Raw genomic sequence first — 23,734 nt, 5'->3', positions numbered from 1 at the left:
TCCTGTCTAAACTCAACTGTCGTGATCGCGGATCGCGGTAAGCAGTAGCCAGCCAAGCAGATATCCGATCGATGTGACCAGAAATACGATCGCAATATTCTTCAAGGCCAGAGGAAGCTCGGCCTGGTCTGGCAAATTGGGCGAGACGACCACTTCCAGATAAAGCTGCTGCCGGCGTGCATCGGCACGCGCCGTTTTCAGCGAATCCAATGCTGACAGGAGCGCCTTGTTGGAAAATTCCCTTTGCAGCATCAAGGCTTCATAATCTGCTATTCGCGGCGCAATCGAACCGTCCTCTCCCGCCACTTTGCTCCGCTCCATGACCAACTGCTTTTCGAGTGCATCAATGCGGCTCGTCATAAAGGGGATCGAGCTTGAATCGGGAGCCGTGGATCTGGTTTCTGCAAGATTGGCGCGGGAAACAGCCAGCTCCGAACTGATCCGGCTCATGAGTTCGACCATGGACACGGAGTTGAGCTTGGGATCGATCATAAGCTCCTTGTTGCGAAAGAGCGTTATGTTCTTCTGCGCTTCGATCATCCGTTGCTCCGCACTTTCAACTTCCGCAGTAGCAAAACGTACCGCATCCCCCCTCGCCCGTTCATTCATCTTGATCAGACGCGCATTGCCGATATCCAGAAGTGTCTTGTTCAGGGCCAGAGCGTCCTGCGGCAGGAATGCCGAGGTCCGCAGGAGGGTTATGCCTGTCGTGTCATTATGCACAATCTGGACACGCTTGCCGTAATAGCGGAACAACTCCTCGAAAAGCCCGCTTTCCCACGGAGCTGGAAACCGTGCCAGCACATCTCCATGGCTGCTATCAAAATAGGTTCGCAGGGGCAGAGTATCCTGCACAACAGTCAGAGCATCCCGGGAACGTATATATTCCTGAACGGAAAAAGTGTCGTCTTGCGATCTCGTGATGCCGCTGTTCTGCAACATGGAGCCAAGGTTTGATGAGGATGGCGGCGTGGCCATTCGCACGACAAAGGCCGACTCCGACACAAACATGGGTGATGCAATGAAAATATAATAGAGGCTCACCAGCAAAGTCGGCAGGCCAATGAACAGGATAGCGAGCAGGCGCGGCACAAATTTTGCGCGTGCATATATGGGCCGAGGCGCGGGTGCCGGTGTAAACAGACCTGGAGCAAGACTATTAATGGCGATTCCCCTTTATGCACATGCAGAAGCGCAGTAAATATACTGAGCATCATTACCTATTTAAACTTTATCTATTTAACATAGGCAAAGTTTATTCTTATTTCTATTGCAGAATACTACTGTATGTATATATTCGTCAACGAACTCCTCTGGTTAATACCAAGGCGATAGAATGGAAGCTGCTCCGGCAAAACCCACATTGAAAACGACGATGCTTACGGGCATACGTACCCAGCTGCGCGTCCTTGGTGCGCTTGTCATGCGTGAGATGATCACACGCTATGGTCGCGAGAATGTCGGGTTTTCTGTGGCTCATTCTTGAACCCATGATCCTGACGCTTGGCGTCATGGCTATGTGGACTTTGTTGAAACACGAGTCGCATGGCCTTGGCATTATTGCGTTTGTGTTGAGCGGGTATATGCCACTGACCCTTTGGCGCCACGTCTCGTCCCAGCTGGTTTCCTGCCTGAAGCACAATCTGCCTCTGATGTATCATCGCCAAATCCGTATGGCGGATACGCTGATGGCACGTGCCTTGTTGGAGGTTGGCGGCACCACACTTGCTTTGATTATTGTTTACACCGGGACACGCCTGGCTGGTCTCATGGAGCCCTATCACGATCTCGGACTGGTGATGGCGGGCTGGTTCTTCATGGCCTGGTTTGCCTTCGGGGTCGGCATGATATTGGCGGCTCTGGCGGAGTTCTTCGAATTTGTCGAGAAACTCATTGCGCCATTGCAATATCTGACCTTGCCCATCTCGGGCATGTTCTTCATGGTTTCGTGGCTGCCTTCCGACATTCAGAAACTGGCGCTTTATGTGCCGCTCGTACACTGCTTCGAAATGTTTAGGTCCGGAACATTCGGCGATACAATCGTCGCCCATTACGACATCTCGTATATTTTCTCCTGCTGCCTGATCACCACCGCCATAGGCTTTTACCTGATCGAACGGGTGCGCGATCACATCAAGTTCGAGTAGTGGTGCCTGATGAAGCTTTGGGGCTTTGCTTTGCATGCCCCCTCCTACAGCGACGCGTAGATGTCGAAGGCAAATTTTACATCATTGAACACCTTGCCCCGCCCATTCTTGAGCACAAGCGCTGATGAACAATGTTCGGCGATGACATCCAGGCTGTGACCGACAATGATCATTGCCCGATCGCGTCGCTTCACAAACAGTTCTTCAAAAGATTTACGCTGGAACCGTTGATCGCCAACCGCAACGACCTCATCGATCAGATAGCAATCGAAATCAATCGCAAGGGAAAGCCCGAACGCCAGTCGCGCACGCATGCCCGAGGAATAGGTTTTGATCGGCATGCGCAGATATTTGCCAAGGTCACTGAACGTCTCCACACAATCGCGGATTTCGTCGACAGGCCTGTTATAAACGCGCGACAGAAACCGCATGCAGTCTATGCCGGTCATCGATCCGCCAAACCCGCCGCTCAATGCAATGGGCCAGGATAGCGACATGGTTCTGGTAATCTCACCCGAGGTCGGCGGCTCCATCCCCGCAATAAGCCTGACAAGCGTTGATTTACCCGCACCATTGTGACCAAGAACAGCAATTTTCTCGCCGGCCTTCACCTCAAAACTTATGTCATCAAGCACACGGCGTGTGCCCCCATTCATGGGATATTCCTTGATGATATTGCGAACAGAAACAGCACCGGTCTTGGCGGGTCGGCTAGCGGCCAATGAGGGCGGGAGACCGTCCTTGCCACCATGGAACGTGATTGTGCCTTCTGTATTCATGTCTCTGAATGATCGTAAATCTGGTTGCGGAAAAAGCGAACAATCCAGAACGCGGCAAAGCACAGGGCCAATACCATCAGAATGGATTTAATACGCTTTGGGTACATGGCGTAATCGGGGCGATTGGGACTAACGATGCGCTCGAGATAAAGCTGCTGCCTCTGCGCCTCCAGTTTGGCATTCTCAAGCGATGTCGCCGACGATTCCAGCATCCGCATGCCAAGCTCGCGCTGCAGCAGCAATTGCTCGTACTCGGCAATCAGCGGCGCCATGGAAGCGTCATCGCCAACGATCCTGGCACGCTCTTCGATAATCTGTTGTTCCTTGGCATCAATGGAGCTGCGCATCGCCTGTATCTGAGGGCTTTGCGGTGTCTGTTGCATCAGGGAAGCGAGCTGTGCCTTGCTTTGCGCAACGTCATCCGACAATTTTGCAATCATCTCAAACATGGCGGTGGATTGCTTGCTCGGATCAATCATCGCAACCTTGTTGCGGAAATCCGTCAGGGATTTCTGCAGGTCACCGAGCCGTTTTTCGCTGTCTGTAACCTCAATACGCGCAAAGCGAACCGCATCCTGACGCGCGCGATCATTAAGCCGATTAATAAGCATTTCAGCGCGATCCAAAAGTGCTTGCGCCAGCATTTGCGCATCTTCCGGACGGAACGCACGCACCCGCAATGTTGTAACCCCGCCACCGGAATCGGTCTCGATTGTCACAAAATCAAGATAGTGCTCAAACAGCGCCTCTTCGGTGGGCTTGCTCCAGAGTGAGGGGAAGCGGGCAAGAAAGTCTGCCTCCGGACGGGACAATACTTCGCGCAAATTGCTGTGTTCCGCCAGATCGCCGGAGGCTGCGCGCGATTCGATAAATTCCATGACGACATAGCTGTCGTCCTGAGCCCGGACAAAGCCTGTGCTTTGAAGGAAACCGCTGAGCAGCCCGGCGGCGTTTCTGTTGGGACTGCGCACGACGAACCGCGTTTCGGAAACATACTGGTCCGATGCGATTGCAATATAATAAATGGTGGCCAGGCTGGTCGGCAATGCAACCATGATCAAGACGAGAATGTGGTTACGAATCCAGGAAAGCGCCCGATCAGTGACAGATTTCGTTTCGGGAGGAACATCTCCGGCATGAATATCCACCAACGTCAGATAGTCGGTAAACTCATCATTTGTACTAACGCGCGTCATGCTGCGTAGAACCGGTGTCTAGAGGATATCCAAGCCAAATTACGCTCCAATATGTGCACTAAAAACGTGCGTTATCGGCACTAATTAAAGTGAAGCATATAATGAAAAAACATTAGTCGCAATTATAAACCACTGTAAACATTTATATAAACGCAACTAAGTAAATAGATTTTAGAATAGAAACCATAATAGATAAATTTAGTGGGTAATTGGCGTTTTTTTACTTGTTCTGGCGTAATTAGTATGGCGCCCAATGGTTGCGGATGAAATAACTCTCTGAAAAGCATCAATTTTATGCTCTGAGTAGAGTTTTGACCCAGAGTAAGCGTTGTAAAGGGGCTTGAAGACCTGTGGGGCATAAAATCGGACGCCATGAATCCGACCAATTGGGCCTGATCGTTTCATTTCCGGAGCGTACAGGCCATACGCAGCCCACACAAAAACCTCTCATTCTTCTCCTGCAAGGTCCTGTCGGTCCGTTTTTCCGTGTTCTTTCCACAGAACTCGAAGCCGAGGGCTATGACGTTCTCAAAGTCAATTTCAACGGCGGAGACTGGTCCTATTTTCGCGGATCGAAAACGTTGCATTTTTCCGGAACGACAGAGGCATGGAGCGATTGGCTGAGCGATTTTATCCGCGGCCGCAAACCGGAGACCATCGTTCTTTTCGGCGACAGCCGGCCCTATCACCGCCAGGCCATTCGAGTGGCGCAGCAGGCCGGTATTCCTGTCGCTTCATTCGAAGAGGGCTATGTTCGGCCAAACTTCATTACGCTCGAATGGGGTGGCAATAATGCCATGTCTCCCTTGCGCACACACACGCCGCGTCTTGTTGCCCGTGGCCCCGCTTTGCCTCCGGAACAGGTAAAAGGCAATCTCTTCCGCGCCATGACCTTCCTTGCCATCCGTTATTATCTGGCAAAAACGGCGGGGACCGTGTTCTTTCGCGGCAATGCGCACCATCGCAGCCGCGGCATCATTTCCGAATCCATTCTATGGACGCGCAACTTCTACCGGAAGCTTCGCTATTATCCGGCAAATAATGAACTGATGCTCAATCTGATCGAGAATCTCGAGGGTCAGTATTTTGTCGTCGCGCTTCAGGTCCATGATGACCAGCAATTGCTTCGCCACGGTCGTGGGTGGACGATGGAGAGGTTGATCACCGAAAGCCTGCGCTCATTCGAACGGCATGCGGCGAGCAATCATCACCTTGTCATCAAGATTCATCCAATGGACCGCGGCCACAAGAGCTACCGTCCCTTTGCCATGGCATTGGCCCGCATTGCCGGCTGCGAAGACCGGGTTCACATTGTTGATGACGGCTCAATCGGTCTGCTGATCCGCCATTCGCTTGGGCTGGTGACAGTCAACAGCACATCGGGCCTGCTGGCGCTAAACCACGGCAAACCGCTATTGGCATTGGGGGATGCCTTGTATAGCGGTCAGGGATTGTCGTTTGCACACGACCCTCAAAAGGGTGCTGTTGCCAGCAATATGGATGCATTCTGGGCCTCGCCGGAGGCACCGGACAAAACGGCGGTAAATGCATTCAACGCAAGAATGCACGACGAAAGCCTCGTCAATGGCAGTTTCTATCTTCGAAATCTGCTCGAGGCGACTGCCAAAAGAGTCGTGAAACGAATTCAGCTGGAGCTGAAGATTGTCCCGATTGATGAAGCTTCGTCTTTGGTGACAATGCCTTCCGCACAAGACAGAACCACCGCGACAACAGAAGCAGCAACCGTCGGTGCTTCTGTTTCAGCAGATGCGGTGAATTGATGCCATGAGCGTAATCCCGCCACCTCCCATTGCACATTCTGCCCCGGTGGTTCTGGATGATTTTCGAGTGCGTGAAGCAGCGCCGAACTGGCTGCCAGAGAAGAATGCGCGGCTATTGGCTTTCACGCCAACGCGCCTGCGGTTTCCTTTGATCGGGGTTGCCTTGAATACATCGCGCATATGCAGTGCCGAATTGGCGGCCAGACCGGCAGACGGCATTGTCGGCTGGGGCGAAAAACCGCTGGCACGCATGGCCCGCCGGTTGGCAAAGTTGCGCGGGCTACCCTACTGGGCATTGGAAGACGGTTTCCTGCGGTCTGTTGGACTTGGCAAGGCTGGCGCGCCGGGGGTTGCAATCGTTGCCGACGACACCGGCATTTACTTCAACGCAGCAAAACCATCGCGGTTGGAGCTTCTTGTACAAGGCGGCTTTGGCGAGCAGGATCTTTGCAGAAGCCGCGCCCTGCAGCAGCAAATCATTGAACACAGACTGACCAAATATAACCATCTGCCGGACTATCCATTTTCTCTCGTGCCAACCTCCGGCCGCAGGATTCTTTTGATCGACCAGGTCATGGGGGACTATTCGGTCAGCGGTGCGGGTGCCAATGAGCACAGTTTCCACCAGATGTTGCAGGAAGCACAGGCTGTGCCGGGCGCCACTGTTCTCGTTAAAAGCCACCCGGATATTGTTGCAGGATTTGCCAGGGGCTATCTCACACACCTTGCCGGTGAGGCCAATCTTCACGTTATAAGCGATAATGTTTCTCCCCACGCCTTGCTTGATGTCGTGGACGAGGTGTGGACTGTTTCAAGCCAGTTCGGCTTCGATGCTTTGATCCGGTCTGTGCCCGTCAAGACATTTGGCGTCCCGTTTTATGCAGGCTGGGGGCTTACCACTGACTGGGCTGACGGTCCGGTTGCACGCGCTGCCTTTTCGCGCCGGACTAGCCGACCGGACCTGGATAGTTTTGTTGCAGCCGCATTGCTGCATTATTCCCGCTATGTCGACCCGGTCAGCGGGAAAGCAACCACAGCCGAGAAGGCAATCGAACGGCTCATTGCCTGGCGGCATCATGCCTTGGCGCGGCGCGGTAATTATCTGTGCGTCGGCTTTTCCAAGCACAAGCACCGCAGCGTCAAACGCTTTCTTTCCGGTCCATGGTCGACGGTCCGGTTCATCAATTCCAAGCCAGATGCCAAAGCGCTTGCACAGGCAGATTATCTCGTCCGTTGGGGTCGGCAGGAAGAGGCTGCCGTCACTAACAGGAGTGCCCGTTCCGTCCCCACCCTGCGCATGGAAGATGGTTTTATTCGCTCGGTCGGGCTTGGCTCACATCTGGTTCCGGCTTCATCGCTTTGCCTCGACCGGGATGGCATATATTTCGATGCGACACGCGAGAGCGATCTTGAACGATTGCTGCTCAATACCAACTTCACGCCTGCTTTGCTGAGCCGGGCTGCCCGCCTGCGCCAGAGCATAATCCAGCACAACATTACCAAATATAATCTTCAGGGCGCGATCACTCCAGACTACCGTCATCTGGCAGCTGGAAAACCTGTCATCCTTGTTGCAGGACAGGTGCCGGGCGATGCATCGCTACGGTTTGGCTTGACCAACAGCGTTTCAAACATGGATCTGCTGAAAGCTGTCCGCGCGCAACGTCCGCAAGCCTTCATCATATTCAAGGAACATCCCGACATGCTCGCGGGAAAGCGCGGGATGGCTTCAGACCCAGCCCAGCTTGCGCAGTTTGCGGATCTGGTCGTCGGCAATGTGTCGGTAGATAGCTTGCTGCGCGCCTGTGACGAGATCCACGTTGCGACATCCCTGATCGGGTTCGAAGCATTGATGCGGGGCCGTCCGGTCTGGTGTCACGGCCTACCCTTCTATGCAGGCTGGGGGCTGACGCATGATTGTGTATCCCCGCTGCGCCCACGCAAATATCTGACACTGGATGCTTTGGTTGCCGGAGCGCTGATCCTTTACCCGCTCTATTTTTCCGCCCGCACAAACCTTCTTTGCGAAGTGGAAGACGTGATCGAAGAACTGCATGGCGAGGCGCCGGCAGGGCCATCCTTATTGAAGACGGCTCTGCGCATGATGGGATGGTCATGATGAATGCAATTGCGATGGATATTTCCCGGCTGATTGACAGGTCGCATTTCTCGACACCCACCGGGATTGATCGCTTCGAGCTTCAATACGCCAATTGGGCAAAGGCGCGCAGCTCCTATTTCATTGAAATGGGACGGACAAAGCCAATCGAGATAAACCGTGGCCGCGCCAATGGATTGATCAGTGAATTGGAACAGAGATGGTCAACGGCTGCTTTGACCCAATCGCAATCGACAGAACTGGAACAGATCTATGCGGCAATAGACGGCCGTCTCTCCTGGTCACAGTTAAAGAGCATCGTGCCGACGAAGAATAAATCCAAGCTTCAACAATGGGGCATGAATGCCGGCAAGGTGCTGCGCACCATATTACCAATGAGCCGCTTGGCCACCAGCGCACCCTTTGTGCATGTGTCACACACCAATCTGCATCGTCCTGCCGCCTTTTCCTGGCTGGATGCTCAACGCAGCAACGGCATATTCTACGTTCACGACCTCATCCCGCTCACCCATCCGGAGTTTGTCCGCAAGAACGAGCCGCAGCGACACCTACAACGCATGGAAACGGTGCTGAAACATGCCGGGCTGGTTCTTTGCAACTCGCAAACCACCGCTCGTTCATTTGAAACCTTTGCCGAAGAGCAAGGCCGTGCGGTTCCCCCAATTGCCGTTCTCCCGCCCGGCGTCGAACATAGTTTCAACGTTGCCAGCAGAGCCGCGCGCCGTTCAAAGCGACCCTATTTCTTGATGGTCGGAACCATTGAGCCGCGCAAAAACCATGCGATGATCCTGCAACTTTGGCGCGCATTGGTTGACGAGCACGGTAAGGATACACCGCGCCTCGTCATCGCCGGAAAGCGCGGCTGGGAGAACGCGCAGGTCTTTGCCACCCTCGAACGTTGCCCTCAATTGCGCGATATTGTCATCGAAGCTCCAGATCTTGGAGATGCAGCCCTCGCCGATCTCATGGCAGGCGCGACCGCCCTGCTCGCCCCCTCATTTGCAGAAGGCTATGGCATGCCCTTGGCCGAGGCCATGGCAACCGGCACGACCATTATTGCTTCCAATATTCCCTCGCATAAGGAAATAGCCGGAGAGCATGCAATCTTTCTTGATCCGCTCGATGGTCTCGGATGGCGCGAAGCAATCGAAACCCACGCCGCGGAGCATCGCCGTCGCGCGCCCCTGACACTGCAAAAGTGGGAAAAGCACTTTGATCAACTCGACGAGTTGCTGGACGCGGCAGCACGTCAAAAAAGCAATGCAGACAGACAAACCAGTGCCAACCATTCCGGGAAATGAGTGAAAGCGTAATGACGAGCTATAACGACATTCTCAATTCGTATAAGTACATCCTCGGGCGTGATGTGAACGTTGAAGAAACCCGTATCATTTCCGAGAACCTGTTCAGCATTTCAGAATTGCCCCTGACGGAGCATCGAAGAAGGTTCATGAGTTCGGTCGAATTTCACCAGAGGCACGCCGAACTGCTGTTCAATAATTTCGTGCCCAAGAGCATTGAAGTCATGTACGAAACCAAGGACGGGTTCAAAATCTATCTCGACCTGCGCCAATATCACATGACCTTCGGCATTTTTAGCGGCGGCTATGAGAAGTTCGACATTGATATTATCAAGGCGATCACACCGGACAATGGGACCTTCTTCGATGTCGGCGGCAATGTGGGCTATTATTCGCTTTCAGTTGCCACAAAGCCCGGTTTTTCAGGCAAGGTGGTGGCCTTCGAGCCTCTCCCCCATTTATGGACGCTTTTCAGCAAGTCGATCAAAGAAAACAAGCTTTCAAAAACAATCACGGTTCATCAGATCGCTCTTGCAGATGTTCCAGGCACGATGGAACTCAACAGAGCGGACGAAACCGTCAATGCCGGTGCGACCAGTCTCGTTGCTGGTTCGCAAAACCGCCATTCAGATCGCAGTGTAAGGGTCGAAACGCTCGATGCCATCGCCAAACGCATCAGGCCGGATACGATCAAAGTGGATATTGAGGGCGCCGAAGGCATGTTCTTCATGGGCGCTGCCCATACGATCCAATCATCGCATCCAACCATGCTCGTCGAGATAAACCGGGATGTGCTGTGGAACCTGTCCCGCGTGACGCCGGGTAAAATTTGCGACATTCTGACAAGCTGGGGATATGGGGTATGGGAGGTCGATATCGATTCAATCGCACCTCTTAAAAACGCCGCGGAAGTCGATGCTGCGTTTCCATCAGGCAGGGTTGCCAATATTCTGGCGGTTCATCCGGATCGCAAGAAAGACGTGCAGAAAAGATTGAGCACGCTCGGCCTCTCACTCTAGAAAAAAGCCGGCGCTCAGCGCCGGCCTTTTGTGGTCAATCAAGATAGCCTTTGTTTTTCAACCAGGCCTTGAGCCCTTCTGTGCTGTCGGGTTTAACCTCACGGGCGAAGCCATCATTACGCATTGTATGGCCCGCCGCAGGATCGTACCATAATATGTGGTACGTCATTGGAGCGTTGGGATCGACCTTCTTGGGAGGAGCCCACCATTTGTTTCCGTCCCAATACATGGAAGTCTGCGAGTCTTCGTACCGTTTTTCCTGAGCGTCATATTTGATATTCGGATACTTAGCCAAATCTGCCTTGGCCGGATCGAAAGGCAATTGCAGATATTGAAGATCGTCCTGCGTATCCTTCAACTTGTGGTCGTCATTGGTTGTCATGTTGCGAATTGTCTCGGACACTTCCCTGGCCTCTTCCGGTGTCCAACTGTTGAACAGCTTGCCGAGCCGCGCCCGATTGTAATCAAGATCGGCATAGGTGCCGGTCAGAACATTATTTGCACTGCGTGTGCCTTCATCGCCGCCCATCAGATACTTATCGCCCGGAAGCACGGTCTGGAGTATGCCCATAAGACCCTCATCCAGAAGATCATTATGTTCGGCGAGCATTTCCGCAGTCTTGCGATCATTGACTCCATACAGAACCTGGATGGCATCAGCATCCGCCTTGTCATAGGTATGAGCAGCGTTATAAGCGCCTCGCCCGCCAACGATACCGGCACCGGCGACTTGCAGTACTGCTGCAACACCTGTGACCCTGAGAAATCCAAGGCGCGTCATTAATCTAGCCGCTCCGCTTTCTTTGACCAAAGCAGCCTCTGCGGCACCTGTGGTTACCTTCCCCGTTGAGGCGGCAACCGCAAACATCGCATCGCTAACCGTAGCAATGCCATAGCCCCAGGCCTTGACTGTATCCTGCTTGACGGAGTCAGTCCCCACTGTATTCAAAATCATGTTTGTCATGTCGGCGGCGACATAAAGAGTATCGACGCCACCCGCCCTCGTGAGCATATGAGAGGTCTTGTTCCACCTCTCCTTTTGTTTTGAATCAAGCGTCGGATCGTTGTTAACATGCCCATTGATCTCGGCCACGTCAGGCGGATTTCCGGTAGCAGACGGAGTCGACAAGATTGACTTGGCATTGGGATTCAAAGCCGTCTGTGCCGCGGTCAACATCATTATCGTATGCGGCACGTAGTACACCAAATCGTCTGGAGTACCCGTCAGGCCGTCTATGTTCTTGCCAAACAGGCCTGCACTTAACCCGGAGGAGAAGCGTGTAACTCTGCCAAATCCGTGATCAAGGCGCTGTACGCTCGCAATTTGCCTGCGCTCCTCATCAGTGGGAACGACTTTTCCGGACACGATATCATGGACTTTCGACTCGCCCAGGATTGATTTAACATCCTTCAAGAAGGCAGCATCGGCAGGCCTCAGCTTGTCAGCTTTGAGAATTGCCTGCGCTTCGGCCATTGTGGGCAGGGTGTTTCCTTTCAATATCTCCTGGAAACGATTCTCTCCCATTGCAGCAGTGATATCTCCGACTCGGCCTTTAAGAGTTTGGGTGATGGCTTCTGTCGCCAAAGCACGGGTCGCACGCTGCACCCAGACGGTGCCTGGGGTTTTTTGTTCGGTGGTGGTCATTTCCTTCGGACGCTCCGGCAGGTCCGCCAGTGCTTCCTTGGTCGACTTGGATTTGGTCATCATGATGCCGGTACCGAACAACATCGGGATGGGCGCTTCTGTATCCTGTCCATCGACCTTCTTGTTGTCATTACTGTACAATTTGACACCAAGCTCGATACTGTCCTGAATCTCCCATTGCTTCTGTTTGGTTTCACCCAGATCAACCAGCTCCTCGGACTTCTTCTTGTTCTCCGGCGACATATTGTCGATTGCCTTCATATCCTCGGCAAGCTGGGCTTCCGGAGGAATCCCGTTATCGGCTTTGACATTGGAACCCCAGCCTGAGAGCCCGTGATAAAGCTCGTTGTACTTGGTGTTTATTTCCTCATTGAGCGATTTGGCCGCCGAGCCGAAGTTTTCGATGCTGCGACGGGTCGCCCATTGCGCATTGGAATTGATCCCCTGAAAACTATTATCATAGTCTTCGAGTGATATAGTCTTATCCTTCTGCTTGTCAGCTTCAACTGCGGTATAGGCCGAAGTCGCCGAAAGCAGGGATGTGCCACGCCCCTGCAAATCCTCGCGGCTGGCAATGCTGAAGAATTTATTCTGGCTGAAGACATTCAGATGATCGCCCGGTAACTCCGTGCGCATCTTGTCGATCACATATTTCGCAACATGATCAACGAAGTCCTTGCCCTTGCCGGGTTTGTCGCCATCATTGTAAAGAATGTTCTGGCTGGCCTCGGCCAGATCGACAACTGCCTGGGTTTTCGCTTTCATGTCACCATCACGCGGGCCGGCACCGGCGATCGCATCAATTGACTTATCGAGCATTGACATGACCCGGGGATCCGAAGCCAGAAGCGAACCGCTTCCCGGAAGCGTGTCCTTCGTACCGGTTTGCTCACGCAGTTTGGCCATGAATGCCTGAGCACCACCAAGATCGCCCTTGCCAAAGGCGTTGGTCAGTTCCCCAACCTTACGATCAACGCGAATTTCCTTGATCGCCTGTTCAGCACCGGTTTGAAGCGCTGCCTGATATTTTTCAGGATCGCCTGCACTGAAGTTCATGTAAATATCGGCGCGGTTGCTCAACGCTGTTATCTGCTGGGCCTCGGTGGGGCCCGCTGCGAGTGCGAGGTCAACCAATTGCGTCTTGGTTTCGCTGGTTACCTTGTCATAATCCTTGGCGTCGCCTGCCTTGGCAATCACACCAATCTGATCGTCCGTGCGGCCATCGGCCTTCCACGCGGATTCTTTCAGTTCTTTCGCCTGATTGAAGGCATCAACAAACACAGGATCATTTGGCGCGCGTTCAAGGATGGGCTTTGTAACATCGCTTGCTTCATTGACGTCGACTTTCTTGTCGCCATTCTTGTCAGTGCCAAGCTTCGGCACGCCCTGTCCTACCGTGGCCAATTCAATCTCATTGCCGATGGCGACAATCAGATCGTCTTTTGCCCCGTCTCTTTCAACTTGGGTCTTTGAGCTATCACTTACCGTCGCCAATGCGGTGCGCTGTTCTTCAAGCAATGCAAGTCGCTCAGGGCTGAGAACATTGATCGTATCGCAGTTCTCCAAAGCCTTGTCGGCATCCGCTGGCGCAGCTGGCCTATTGCCAAAGGCTTTGGGATCCAGTTGCGGCGTGGCAACGAGCTGATCGTGCAATGCCTTATTATCCGTCGGGTCTATTCCCGCCTTGTCATAGATGCGGAAAGGCCAAAGACCGGGTTCCGTGCGGTGCTGTGAAATACCGGCAGGGCCTTCATTCCATCCGTGCGGTGCCACAGGCGGTTTTGGCGGGGTCGCCGGTGGCGGTGCTGCCTTGGCACTTTGCGTGAGGGCAGTATCGAATTTATTGTCTACATTCGCAGGCTGGGCCCGCCAGCGCTGAAAGATATTATTTGCACCAAAAGACATCTTATTTCCTTCCGAAATCGGACATCGCAGTCCGTTGTTTCAAAGAAAAGCCAGGGCCAGACCTCAGCGATTCCACTTCACCGGATCACAATCGATATTGTATTTGTTCTTGGCGTGCTCGCCGATCAGCTTGTCCATGCTCTTGTCGTCAAATCTCTTCGAAACCCAATTGTGTTCCAGCAGGCTGTCAAAGACGTTTTTCTTGGCGTCATTGTCCTTGGATGGCTCCACGAGAACATCCAGTATCTCCTGACGTTTGGCCGTCCTCACTTTTTCTTCGCCATAATCCTGATTGGGATCAAGCAGCTCAATCGCCGCCTTGGTACGGTCCTCTACGCTGCCACTATGCCCATCGAGATAGGTCGCAATGGCAGTCTTGCGCTGTTCTGAGGTAGCGCTGGGATTCTTCAGCGTATCGATCGCACTCTGCTTCTTGACACCATCCGTTTGCCCCGTTGGCTCGTCTGATGAGGGAACTGGTCCATCCGGGTTTTTATTCGAAATGGGCTTATCCGCCTCGGGCTGTACGGGAACCGTAACAAAATCAGGATTGAGATCGCCCTCATGATAGGTATGGATCAGATCAGGATCGGCAAATTGCACATTGCCCTCCACCATCGCCTGCGCCCCTTCGGGCCCTATACCAAACTGATCGGCGATCTTATACTGGGAGTCACCGGCGTTTGGCACCGTCACCACAAAGGTGTCGAGCAACTCGGTTGTACTTTTAAAGCCCTGCATCTTGGCCTGCTTTTCCAGCGCCGCTTGCCAGGATTGCGATTGTGCCGGGCTGACATTGTAAGTCTGAGCGCCATCTGCACTCTTCAGGCTGAAGCTTTTTCCATCAAATTTCACGACAAATGCCATTGTATTGCCTCCTTACAAAACAACTACTTTTGTTCCGATTTTTACGCGGCGATAGAGATCGACGACGTCTTCGTTCGTCATGCGAAAACATCCTGATGAGGATGATTGCCCCACGCTTTCAGGCTCGTTCGAGCCGTGAATCCTGTAAAGTGTGTCTCCCAGATAAAGCGCGCGTGCACCAAGCGGATTTTCCGGTCCGCCAGCCATGCGTTGTGGCAGGTCAGGCCGCCGGGCAAGCATGTCGGAGGGAGGCCGCCAATCCGGCCACTCCTTCTTGCTCGACACACGCTCGGTCCCACGCCAGCCATAGCCTTCCCGGCCGACACCAACAGGGTAACGCAGTGCACGGCCATTGCCCTGCACGAGATAAAGCGAGCGGTTTTCCGTCTCTATAATGATCGTGCCCGGCTTTTCATGGGTCTCGTAGCTCACGACGCTGCGCGGGGCGGCAGGCTGGAGCCTGTCCACTGCCACAGCGCCATGACGCGCATGGCGAGGCGGATAGCTTTCCGGCTCCATCAGGAAATCGAGATAGCCTTGCTGAATCCAGACCTTGTGGTTCTTTTGGTCGAGGATGGGCGGTGATGGCTCGGTCGGGAGCACTTTCTCACCCGCGCCGACGCTGCCAAGACAAGCCAGAATAATCGTCAATGCTCCGAAGCCGGACTTCAGGGTCATCATGAAAAATATACCTCCATTGAGAGCATTGCGTGCTTTGGCCGTGCAAAATCCTGAAACATTCAAATCAACCCCGCTGCGACAAGAGCATTTGCGACGGGCTGGAAGGCGCGTTCGGGAACCGGATTGCCTATGCTGGCAGTCTTGGCGATCTGACGGGCAAGGTCGCCATCCAACGATACGGGAATCCCGAGATCGCCAGCCTGCCGGCTCATCTGCATGGCACCGGCACCGGACGAGCGGCAAACGACGATGGGAACCGGCGTTTCACCGCGCACGTAGCGGATTCCGACAATTGTATCGGCTGGGTCGCCAATGATCAGAACTGCACTTTTCAGCCCGGTCTTGCCACCGGTCATGGCCTGGCGCTGGCGATTGCGTTCCTGCTTGATCAGCGGGTCACCCTCCATATCCTTGTGCTCGCGCTTGCTCTCCGTCTTCGTCATTCGCATTTCGCGCAGGAACAGCCAGCGTTGCAGGAAAATGTCGCAAAAACCGAGGATCAGGAATGCGCCGACGGCTATCGCAGCCAATGGCTTCAACATGGCAAAGAATGTCGCCTGCATGCACAGCCCGCCACAGGATGGCGACTCGAACAGGGCCTTCAGCCCGGCCTGAAAGACGAAGACAAAAGCGGTTGTCACGGCAATGATCTTGAACAGGGCCTTGCAGAACTCAACGACGCTTTTGAGCGAGAATATACGCTTCAACCCCGTCGCCGGATTAATACGGTCAAAGTCGGGCTCAATGGGCTTGGCGGAAAAGACAAAGCCGCGCGTCACCGCGACGTTGGTAATCAGAATTGCGAAGATGGTGATAAGGAGTATGGGTATGGTGGCCGTGAGCAGGCTCTGGACCGAAATTGTGATCAACCGGTACCAGACTTCGGCAAAAGGACGGTCGTAAATATGCGAAGCTTCCTCAAGCAGAGCACCAACTTTCACACGCAGAACCGGAGCGATGTAGATGAGGAACATGGTGCAGGAGAGAATGATCACGCCGGAAACCATGTCAGGGCTATGCAGCACCTGACCCTTCTTGCGGGCGTCCTCGATCTTCTTGTCTGACGCTGGAAGTGTTTTTTCTTCGCTGGTCTGGCTCACATCTTTCGTCCTTGATTACGCCGAAGCGAGCAGGCCAATGGCCTGTGCCCGCTTCGCCGGATCCTGAATCGAGCGTAATTTTGCAGCTTTCGCCAAAATCTGATTCTTCTGGTTCACCGCCATGTCAGGCACGTCGATTGCACGTGCTCCGGCCGAATCTCCCGACATGCTGAGAATGATCATGTAATTGATGAAATGACGCTTCTCGGCGAGTGGCGATGTCACGACACTGTTCATGCTTGTCGATGCGTCGGGCAGTTTGTTCGACAGGGCCTGCGCCAATGCCAGATTGGTTTTGGTATCAAGATTTCCCGGTTGCAGCGCCAGCGCCTTGGCGAAGGCTCCTTCCGCTCCCGCGCCATCGCCGCTCAGAACCATGGCGGTTCCCAGTTTGTTATAGGCCGATACGGTGTTTACCGCTGGCGCAGCCGACGCCAGAATTCGGGCGGCAGCGCTCGCATCGCCGCGCTGCAACTGCACTGTTCCAAGCCCAAGCATGGCATTGGCGTCTTGCGGATTGATCTGCAATGCAGAACGGTAGGCCTGTTCCGCCCCGTCCGGATCACCGTCTTTCATCCTGGCATTTCCAAGCCTGACATGGACGGTCGAATCATTTTCGGACATTTCGGCAGCGCGTTCATATAGCGCCAAAGCTGTGCCGCTCTCGCCCTTTGCATCAATATCCCTGGCAATCTTCATCAATCTGGATTGCTCGCTGACAGGCTTCTTGGCTGCTGTTTGCTCCGCTGTGCCGGACATGCAGCCCGTTACTGCCAGCCCCAAGGTCAGGACGGGCAAGATACCGCCAACAAGATGTTTCATGATCATATTGATGCTCCCCGATATAATTTGATCATGCCGATAATCCTCATTGGGTTGACCGGTTTGCCTCATCCGCCGAAAGGCGGCGGCGTCTGGTTTCAGGGTCGGTTCCTTCAATGTAATTCTGTGCGGCGCGGGCGACAGGCGCAGCCATGGCTGGCCCCATCTCCCGGCCACGCATCAAGTCCTGCTTCTTGGCCGCCATGTGCTGCAAATTGAGATTGTTTGCGCAGCCCGACGGCAGATACATCGGGTATTCACCCGTATCGGGCGTGATACAGGCATCGGGAACGAGCATGGCGGCCCGTTCACTGTCATACCCTTTTCTAACCACACCCGGCCGCGATGTCCCGCCAGCGTCGATATAGCTGTAGTTTGGCGAATAGGGCTGGATCTTGGTACCCATGCAGCCGGAAAGAACCACCACACCGGTCAGAAGCAACAGTTTGAGGCCAAAGCAATTGGGGGACATTGGTCGATTATTCAACATAGAAACCATACCCCTGATTGACGACCTTCCTGGACTTTTTGCGCGGCGACGAGATTGCACCCGACGGGCTGTCCAGCGGCGTTTTTAGATTGCGGGAGGATGTAGGCTCGACGAGATAGGGCGTGATCAAAATGACCAGCTCCGTCTCGTTGCGCTGGAAACGCTTCGACTTGAACAATTCTCCGAGGATCGGCACATCACCGACGACCGGTGTCTTGTTGATCGATTGCGTTTCCTGGCGCTGGAACAGACCGGCAATGGCAAATGTCTGGCCGCTTCCGACTTCCACGGTGGTATCGGCACGCCTGATGCGCAGGGATGGCACAACCAGTCCGCCGATGGACACCACGCTATCCTGCGAAACGCTGCTGACTTCCGGCCTCACCTGCAAGGCAATGCGATCATTTGGCAGAAGTGTCGGTGTGAATTGCAAGGACACGCCGAACTGCTTGTACTCGATGCCGATCTGGTCGTTTCCTACCGGAATCGGAACCGGGATTTCACCACCGGCAAGAAAGCTTGCCGTTTGTCCCGTGACGGCGGTGATATTGGGTTCTGCAAGGATCGTCAGGACGCCATTGTCCTTCAATGCATCCAGAAGCACGCCGACATTGACGTTGCGGCTATTCACACCAATTGCAGTTGCACCATCCCGGCTGGCAACATTACCGCTTCTGACAAGACCAAAGGAGAACGAGCCGCTATTGACGACCGCACTCCAATCGACACCATAGCGCGCAAGCTCATTGCGTGCCACTTCGGCAAACCGCACGCGGATATTGACCTGATTTGGACCCGAAATTGTTGTATTGTTGAGCGCGGGCTTGTCAGGTTTGGAATAGCTTTGAAGCACATTGTCCGTGTCCAGCGCCTCGCCCACATTGTTCGTCTGGCCTTTGCCGACATATTGCTCACCGAACAGGGTAATATCCACCGTGGAGGTCGGTTGCAGCACCTTGGCCGACTGCTGCGCTTCTTTTGGATTGCCGACAACACGTATCTGGACAGTCCCGCGCGTGCCCTGATCGGGGCTGAGCGCGATCAGATTGGTGTTGCCGATTTTCGTTCCATAAATATAGACCGCTCCAGGCGAGACGACCCGAACATCGGCAATGGTCGTATCGGCCAGAAAGACCGATTCAACCGGCTGGTCGAAACGCAATATCTGTCCCTGTCCCATGCTGAGCTTGAGCACCTGTCCCGCAGTGGCATCCACTTTGACCTGAGCGGAAGCTGGATGCAGACAGGCAAGAAACGAAAAGAGCACAGCGAGCATAAATATGGGCGCCGGCAAACGTGCCGGCCGGATCCTTTTAAAGGAATTCAGTATGAGCATAGGGTAATTGTCCACCACATTCTGATGTTGCTGGTTACGGAAACTGACTGAACGCTTACTCATTTGCCCCTGCCCCGATCTGCCGCATCTGGCCGGAGGCCGGTAGCGAGATATAGCCAAGAGACTGCACACTGAATTCCGGCGAGATTTCCTGGTAGGAAAGAACCGGCAGATTGATATCGTTTCGTATCAGGAGATTTCTGATAGGACGGCGAATATCCATTGTTGTCAGCACTGTTCTGACGATATCCGTATCCCTGCCATTGAACCGGCTTTTCAGCTGCTCGATGATGGGACGGGATATATCTTCGGGAATATTGATCGAAGGGTTGCCCGGCCCCTGATTCACGCTGGCACGGACTGCATCTTCGGTTTCCCGCGTCAGCAGATAGGCAGAAACGATCCGGTTCATTTCCGAATGCCGGTGGCAAATCTGCCTTGCCAATCCGATACGCGCATACTCGGCCAGCACATAGGGGCTTTGGATCTGCGGTCCCCATTCGACGATGGCCTGCAGAATAACACGCAGATTGGTGATCGGGATATCCTCTTCAACCAGCCTGCGAAGAACCTCGGAGATTTTCTGCAGAGATGAAACGCCTACGGCTTCCTTGACCAGATCGCCGTAATCCTCCTCAACCTGCGACAGGAGAAAACGAACCTCCTGCACATCAATGAAGTCGGATGCATAACGGCGCACAGAGCGGGTCAGAACCTCCATCAAAACCGCAGCGGGCTCATGGAATGTTATGCCGGCATCTTCCAATGTCTGCCTGTGGTTTTGCATAACCCATACGGAATCGTTCCGTCCAATAAGAACGGGGCGCACCTGATAGGGGATGGACATGAGTTCGAGATGAACTGTTTCATCCGTCACCAGAATCTGATCGATAAAGATTATTCCGTCCGTCACCGGAACACCTTCAAGATCGATGCGGAACTGGTCAGGTTCCAGCGTCGGATCGGTGCGAATGCCGATCTGCGGAACACGCACACCGATATCGGTAAGGACGTTGGCGCGGACCTGTTCAATGTTCTCTTGCAATACCGGAAGCGCCGCAGTCTCCGCCAGATGCGAACCAAGGCAAAGGACCAGGCGCTGCGAACCGGGCAGAAGTCCTGTTTGCCCGTCTGCCAGTGTCAGTGGCGGCTTGGTTATATTGCCGATCTGAACGACATTGCCGGCATTGTCGTCATCGCTATCTTGGCCGCCAGCCCTCTTGTGCACGACATAGGCAAGTCCGCCTGCCAGTGCCGAGAGTGTCCAGAACACGAAGGTCGGGAACCCCGGAACGACGCCAAAGCCGAAAAGAATAACCGACGCCAGGGCAAGAGCACGATGGTTTGCACCCAGCTGGCCAATGATCTCGCTGCCCAGATCCTCGTCCCGGTCAGAGGTTACTCGGGTCACCACCATGCCTGCGGCGACCGCCATCATCAGCGCCGGTATTTGCGAAATCAAACCATCGCCGACAGTCAGCAGCGAATAGGTATGCGCTGCCTCGCCGAACGGCAGGCCATGTTGCAATGTACCGATGGCAAGGCCGCCGATGAGATTGATCGCAATGATGATCAACCCGGCAACTGCGTCGCCTTTGACGAATTTCATGGCGCCGTCCATGGAGCCATAGAACTGGCTCTCGCGCTCGAGACCCTGACGCCTGCGCTTTGCCTCGGCCTGATCTATATCGCCGCTGCGCGCCTCGCTATCAATGCTCATCTGTTTGCCGGGCATGGCATCAAGAGCAAAGCGCGCACCGACTTCGGCCACGCGCTCGGCGCCTTTTGTAATCACGACGAACTGGGCAATGGTGATGATCAGGAAGACTACAAGACCGATCACGACCTCGCCGCCCACAACGAAATCACCAAAGGCGGCAACGATCTGGCCGGCATCGGCCTGAAGCAGAATCAAACGCGTCGTGGTAATCGAAAGCGAAAGACGAAAAAGCGTGCCGAGCAGGATAATTGACGGCAAAGCCGAAAACTGCACGGGCTTCGAGATATAGAAGGCCACAACAAAGATAAGCAGGCTGAAAGCGATGTTCATACCAATCAACATGTCGACAAGAAATGTCGGCAGCGGAATGATCATCATGATGATGGCAATCAGCATGAAAGCCGCAATGACAATGTCCGAGCGCTTGGAGGCCACCCGCGCAAAGCGATTGAGCGAGGCGAGAATATTCATGCCGACCGCCTTCGTTCTACATAATCCTGAAACGTCTCGCGGGCCCGGTCATGTTCGCCGCGAAGCCATTGCGCCCTGCTTTTGAGAAGGGAAAGACTAGGGGCAACTGTCCCTTCAATATCTTCGATTCGATCAATGGCAGTCAGCGCGCGCGTGGCGGATTCGGTTTCGACAAAGACCGCCGCCAGGGATTTGAGGATTGACGTTTCATGCGGGGCAATCTTTGCGGCCAGCAGCAGAAACACCAATCCGCGTTCGGGCTGCCCCGCCCTGCAATAGAGATAACCGAGCCCATGAAGAAATTCGACACTGTCCCGGCGCTGCTGAGTCACTGGCCCAATGCCTGATTTTGCGCAAGACTGAGCCGTTCCTGCAATTCACGCCTGCTCTCTATCTCTTCCGTCAGCATTGATGCGGTGATGGCAGCGATTTCCTCGTCAATATCCAGCTCCGGCAGCAGATCATTGATGAGATAGTCCAGAATCTCCTGCGATCGCGCCAGATCGAACACGCCGGGATTTGCCAGTTTCGGCTTTCGCAGCCGTCCTATCTGGCCGATGAATGGTTCTTTGGCGCGCCGCGCTGCCTGCTCGGAGCGAGCCAGGGATGCGTCGAATGCTTTGGATTGTGCCTGCTCGACCCTCGTGGCATCGGGACGTGCGGAAACTGACCCGAGCTGCGCCCGAATCCGATCTTCCTGCCGACGAACGTCAAGTGCCATTCGCATCCCCCATCACTGCGTTTTGTCTCCACATACAAAAGACGCAGCAATTATTTATCCGGCGCATAAGTCCTTCCAAAAATCATTTACAATTCCTGGGGTTATGCGCATTAAGGCAGAACTCTAGAACGTCAGGACAAACTCTTCGCCCTGACGGGCCGCGGTCAGGCGTCCGTCACGAATGTCCTTGATGATCCAGCCATCTTCGAGCGCAGCTCCCTTATAGAGCCGCGTTCCATCTGAACTGATGGCGTAAGGCGCATCCCCGAACCACACAGCCTGCAAATTGAATTTGGGTTGCACTTTGGGCGCCATAGCCCCGACCATGCTGGTCAGCACATAGGTTCCGCCGTAGGTGCGATCGAACCAGTTCTGGATATTGGCCCAGGCCTTGTTCTCGTCTGCGGTCAACTCGCCCGACACTGTCAAACGCGTCCCGTCCGCATCAACCTTGAGACCGGAGAGGCCATTTTCTGCAAGTCTGGTCTTGAGCGACGCCGCCACCGGCTCATCAGCAGCAGGAGCATGAACGCTCTCGATAACTTGACCATGTTTGGCCGAAAGATGGGCAACAGCAGCATTATTCGAACCAAGGAAATCACCGACCCCTGCCTGGACGGCAGCAATTGTCAAAAGCGTCAGCGCGCCGCCGCCAATGGCGATCCAACTGGCTCTTGGCATTTTCCGCAATGAATCGCCTTCAGGCACGGGTGAGGACAGTTCGATCGTTGCGCCACCGATCTGAAATTCGAAAGGCAAGGGAGAACGCACGCCATGGCCAGCTGGCACAAGCGTGTCATCATCAATGACGACATCGCCGTCAATGGCCTCGATCAGTACATTCGAACCTTGAAGCTGGAGCGTCATGTGATGAGCACCGACATCGCGGTCGCTAAGCGTCAGGTCACAATCTGCCGCTGATCCCAGGCGATAGGCATTGCCTTCCAGCGGGAGCAGTACGCCATCATGAACACCCGCCGTTACCCGGAGTAACAATGCTGGTTTTGGTTCTTGAAATCGAACAATGGAGCCCATGACGTTTGCCTCGTTTGTAAAGTATTTGAAGTATTCGCATGCGTCTTTACATCGGGCTCAAACTGGCAAAAGGCGCCCGACCGGCAATGGAAATTTGCGCAGATGACACATTTGCCACCTGCGCAAATTTTAAAAATCAGTTGTTTGGACGCTGCTTGGCAGCATCAAGTGCGACCTTCTTTTCAGTCGTGATTTCGGTGATTTTTGCGGACTTTTCGATCGCCTTGTCAAAAGCTGCTTCCATCTTTCCGATTGAAGCATCCGAGCCCGTCGCTCCACCAACACCTTGAACAGCCATGCTATTTCTCCTTGAGATTGACACTCATCTATAGAAATCCAAACCGAATTATACTGTCTCGGCGCCAGCCGGGGCAGAAGATTAAGCGAACTGGCTAGTAATCGGTGATAGTATGAAAAAATAGAGAAGGCAATTTAACAAAGTTCAGTTCATATTACAAAACGTAACGATAGTTGATCTCGGAATCGTATCAGTACAATTTTTTGCACCGCAAGATCAAAACTAATTCAAAATTTGAACTATTTGCAATACATGGTGTTACTACTGACAAAAAATGTCAGTAGGGTCAAACTACATTTAG

The 23,734-nt window shown here is 53.9% G+C and carries 21 protein-coding genes; 6 read left to right on the top strand and 15 right to left on the bottom strand.

Features of this window, described 5'->3' with window-relative positions; genetic code table 11:
- Positions 1-12: 12 nt before the first annotated feature.
- Positions 13-1,092, bottom strand: coding sequence for a KpsE/RkpR family capsule polysaccharide export protein (locus QFZ34_RS04515; RefSeq protein ID WP_307277498.1), 1,080 nt, complete (start codon positions 1,090-1,092; stop codon positions 13-15).
- Between the two features lie 244 nt (positions 1,093-1,336).
- Here QFZ34_RS04515 and QFZ34_RS04510 point away from each other — a divergent pair, with 244 nt between their 5' ends.
- Positions 1,337-1,486, top strand: a complete 150-nt coding sequence (locus QFZ34_RS04510; RefSeq protein WP_307277495.1) for a hypothetical protein — start codon at positions 1,337-1,339, stop codon at positions 1,484-1,486.
- On the top strand, positions 1,458-2,147 hold the full coding sequence (locus QFZ34_RS04505; protein ID WP_307277493.1) for an ABC transporter permease: 690 nt from the start codon (positions 1,458-1,460) through the stop codon (positions 2,145-2,147). The genes QFZ34_RS04510 and QFZ34_RS04505 overlap by 29 nt, the downstream gene beginning before the upstream one ends.
- Before the next feature lie 44 nt (positions 2,148-2,191).
- Here the strand turns inward: QFZ34_RS04505 and QFZ34_RS04500 are convergent, their stop codons facing one another.
- Together QFZ34_RS04500 and QFZ34_RS04495 are read right to left on the bottom strand one after the other, a co-directional pair.
- On the bottom strand, positions 2,192-2,926 hold the full coding sequence (locus QFZ34_RS04500; protein ID WP_307277491.1) for an ABC transporter ATP-binding protein: 735 nt from the start codon (positions 2,924-2,926) through the stop codon (positions 2,192-2,194).
- Positions 2,923-4,122 carry a KpsE/RkpR family capsule polysaccharide export protein gene (locus QFZ34_RS04495; RefSeq protein WP_115055063.1) on the bottom strand — a complete coding sequence of 400 codons (1,200 nt, stop codon included), beginning with the start codon at positions 4,120-4,122 and terminating at the stop codon, positions 2,923-2,925. The genes QFZ34_RS04500 and QFZ34_RS04495 overlap by 4 nt, the downstream gene beginning before the upstream one ends.
- Before the next feature lie 350 nt (positions 4,123-4,472).
- Between QFZ34_RS04495 and QFZ34_RS04490 the strand changes: the two genes are divergently transcribed.
- Genes QFZ34_RS04490 through QFZ34_RS04475 form a run of 4 tightly spaced genes read left to right on the top strand, consistent with a single transcriptional unit; the run spans position 4,473 to position 10,342 of the window.
- Positions 4,473-5,903, top strand: coding sequence for a capsular biosynthesis protein (locus QFZ34_RS04490; protein ID WP_307277489.1), 1,431 nt, complete (start codon positions 4,473-4,475; stop codon positions 5,901-5,903).
- A 4-nt stretch (positions 5,904-5,907) separates the two neighbouring features.
- Entirely contained in the window at positions 5,908-8,022 is a 2,115-nt protein-coding gene (locus QFZ34_RS04485) for a capsule polysaccharide biogenesis protein (protein ID WP_307277486.1), read from the top strand.
- Entirely contained in the window at positions 8,019-9,323 is a 1,305-nt protein-coding gene (locus QFZ34_RS04480) for a glycosyltransferase family 4 protein (protein WP_307277483.1), read from the top strand. The genes QFZ34_RS04485 and QFZ34_RS04480 overlap by 4 nt, the downstream gene beginning before the upstream one ends.
- An 11-nt stretch (positions 9,324-9,334) precedes the next feature.
- The gene (locus tag QFZ34_RS04475; RefSeq protein WP_115055060.1) at positions 9,335-10,342 is read left to right on the top strand and encodes an FkbM family methyltransferase; all 1,008 of its coding nucleotides are present in this window, start codon (positions 9,335-9,337) and stop codon (positions 10,340-10,342) included.
- A gap of 34 nt (positions 10,343-10,376) precedes the next feature.
- Here QFZ34_RS04475 and QFZ34_RS04470 read toward each other — a convergent pair whose 3' ends face one another.
- From QFZ34_RS04470 to QFZ34_RS04415, 12 genes are all read right to left on the bottom strand, one after another.
- Positions 10,377-13,892: a hypothetical protein gene (locus QFZ34_RS04470; RefSeq protein WP_307277479.1), complete on the bottom strand. Its 3,516-nt coding sequence runs from the start codon at positions 13,890-13,892 to the stop codon at positions 10,377-10,379.
- Positions 13,893-13,955: 63 nt separating this feature from the next.
- Positions 13,956-14,759 carry a hypothetical protein gene (locus tag QFZ34_RS04465; RefSeq protein ID WP_115055058.1) on the bottom strand — a complete coding sequence of 268 codons (804 nt, stop codon included), beginning with the start codon at positions 14,757-14,759 and terminating at the stop codon, positions 13,956-13,958.
- Positions 14,760-14,771: 12 nt separating this feature from the next.
- Positions 14,772-15,440 carry a L,D-transpeptidase gene (locus tag QFZ34_RS04460; RefSeq protein WP_115055125.1) on the bottom strand — a complete coding sequence of 223 codons (669 nt, stop codon included), beginning with the start codon at positions 15,438-15,440 and terminating at the stop codon, positions 14,772-14,774.
- A 59-nt stretch (positions 15,441-15,499) separates the two neighbouring features.
- Positions 15,500-16,540 (bottom strand): EscU/YscU/HrcU family type III secretion system export apparatus switch protein, encoded by a 1,041-nt coding sequence (locus QFZ34_RS04455; protein WP_307277472.1) that lies wholly within the window; start codon positions 16,538-16,540, stop codon positions 15,500-15,502.
- Positions 16,541-16,555: 15 nt separating this feature from the next.
- Positions 16,556-17,368: a tetratricopeptide repeat protein gene (locus QFZ34_RS04450; RefSeq protein ID WP_115055056.1), complete on the bottom strand. Its 813-nt coding sequence runs from the start codon at positions 17,366-17,368 to the stop codon at positions 16,556-16,558.
- A gap of 40 nt (positions 17,369-17,408) precedes the next feature.
- Entirely contained in the window at positions 17,409-17,852 is a 444-nt protein-coding gene (locus QFZ34_RS04445) for a hypothetical protein (protein ID WP_307277464.1), read from the bottom strand.
- Entirely contained in the window at positions 17,842-19,128 is a 1,287-nt protein-coding gene (locus QFZ34_RS04440; protein ID WP_307277461.1) for a type II and III secretion system protein family protein, read from the bottom strand. The genes QFZ34_RS04445 and QFZ34_RS04440 overlap by 11 nt, the downstream gene beginning before the upstream one ends.
- Before the next feature lie 115 nt (positions 19,129-19,243).
- Positions 19,244-21,379, bottom strand: coding sequence for a type III secretion system export apparatus subunit SctV (gene sctV, locus QFZ34_RS04435; RefSeq protein WP_307277458.1), 2,136 nt, complete (start codon positions 21,377-21,379; stop codon positions 19,244-19,246).
- Positions 21,376-21,711, bottom strand: coding sequence for a type III secretion protein (locus tag QFZ34_RS04430; RefSeq protein ID WP_115055052.1), 336 nt, complete (start codon positions 21,709-21,711; stop codon positions 21,376-21,378). The genes sctV and QFZ34_RS04430 overlap by 4 nt, the downstream gene beginning before the upstream one ends.
- Positions 21,708-22,100 carry a hypothetical protein gene (locus tag QFZ34_RS04425; protein WP_307277453.1) on the bottom strand — a complete coding sequence of 131 codons (393 nt, stop codon included), beginning with the start codon at positions 22,098-22,100 and terminating at the stop codon, positions 21,708-21,710. The genes QFZ34_RS04430 and QFZ34_RS04425 overlap by 4 nt, the downstream gene beginning before the upstream one ends.
- A 123-nt stretch (positions 22,101-22,223) precedes the next feature.
- Entirely contained in the window at positions 22,224-23,135 is a 912-nt protein-coding gene (locus QFZ34_RS04420) for a SctD/MshK family protein (RefSeq protein ID WP_307277450.1), read from the bottom strand.
- Positions 23,136-23,271: 136 nt separating this feature from the next.
- Entirely contained in the window at positions 23,272-23,433 is a 162-nt protein-coding gene (locus QFZ34_RS04415; RefSeq protein ID WP_307277448.1) for a hypothetical protein, read from the bottom strand.
- Positions 23,434-23,734: the final 301 nt, after the last annotated feature.

It is taken from the genome of Phyllobacterium ifriqiyense (assembly GCF_030817885.1).
GTDB classification, from domain to species: Bacteria; Pseudomonadota; Alphaproteobacteria; order Rhizobiales; family Rhizobiaceae; genus Phyllobacterium; species Phyllobacterium ifriqiyense.
This window is presented reverse-complemented; position numbering and strand designations above follow the sequence as displayed.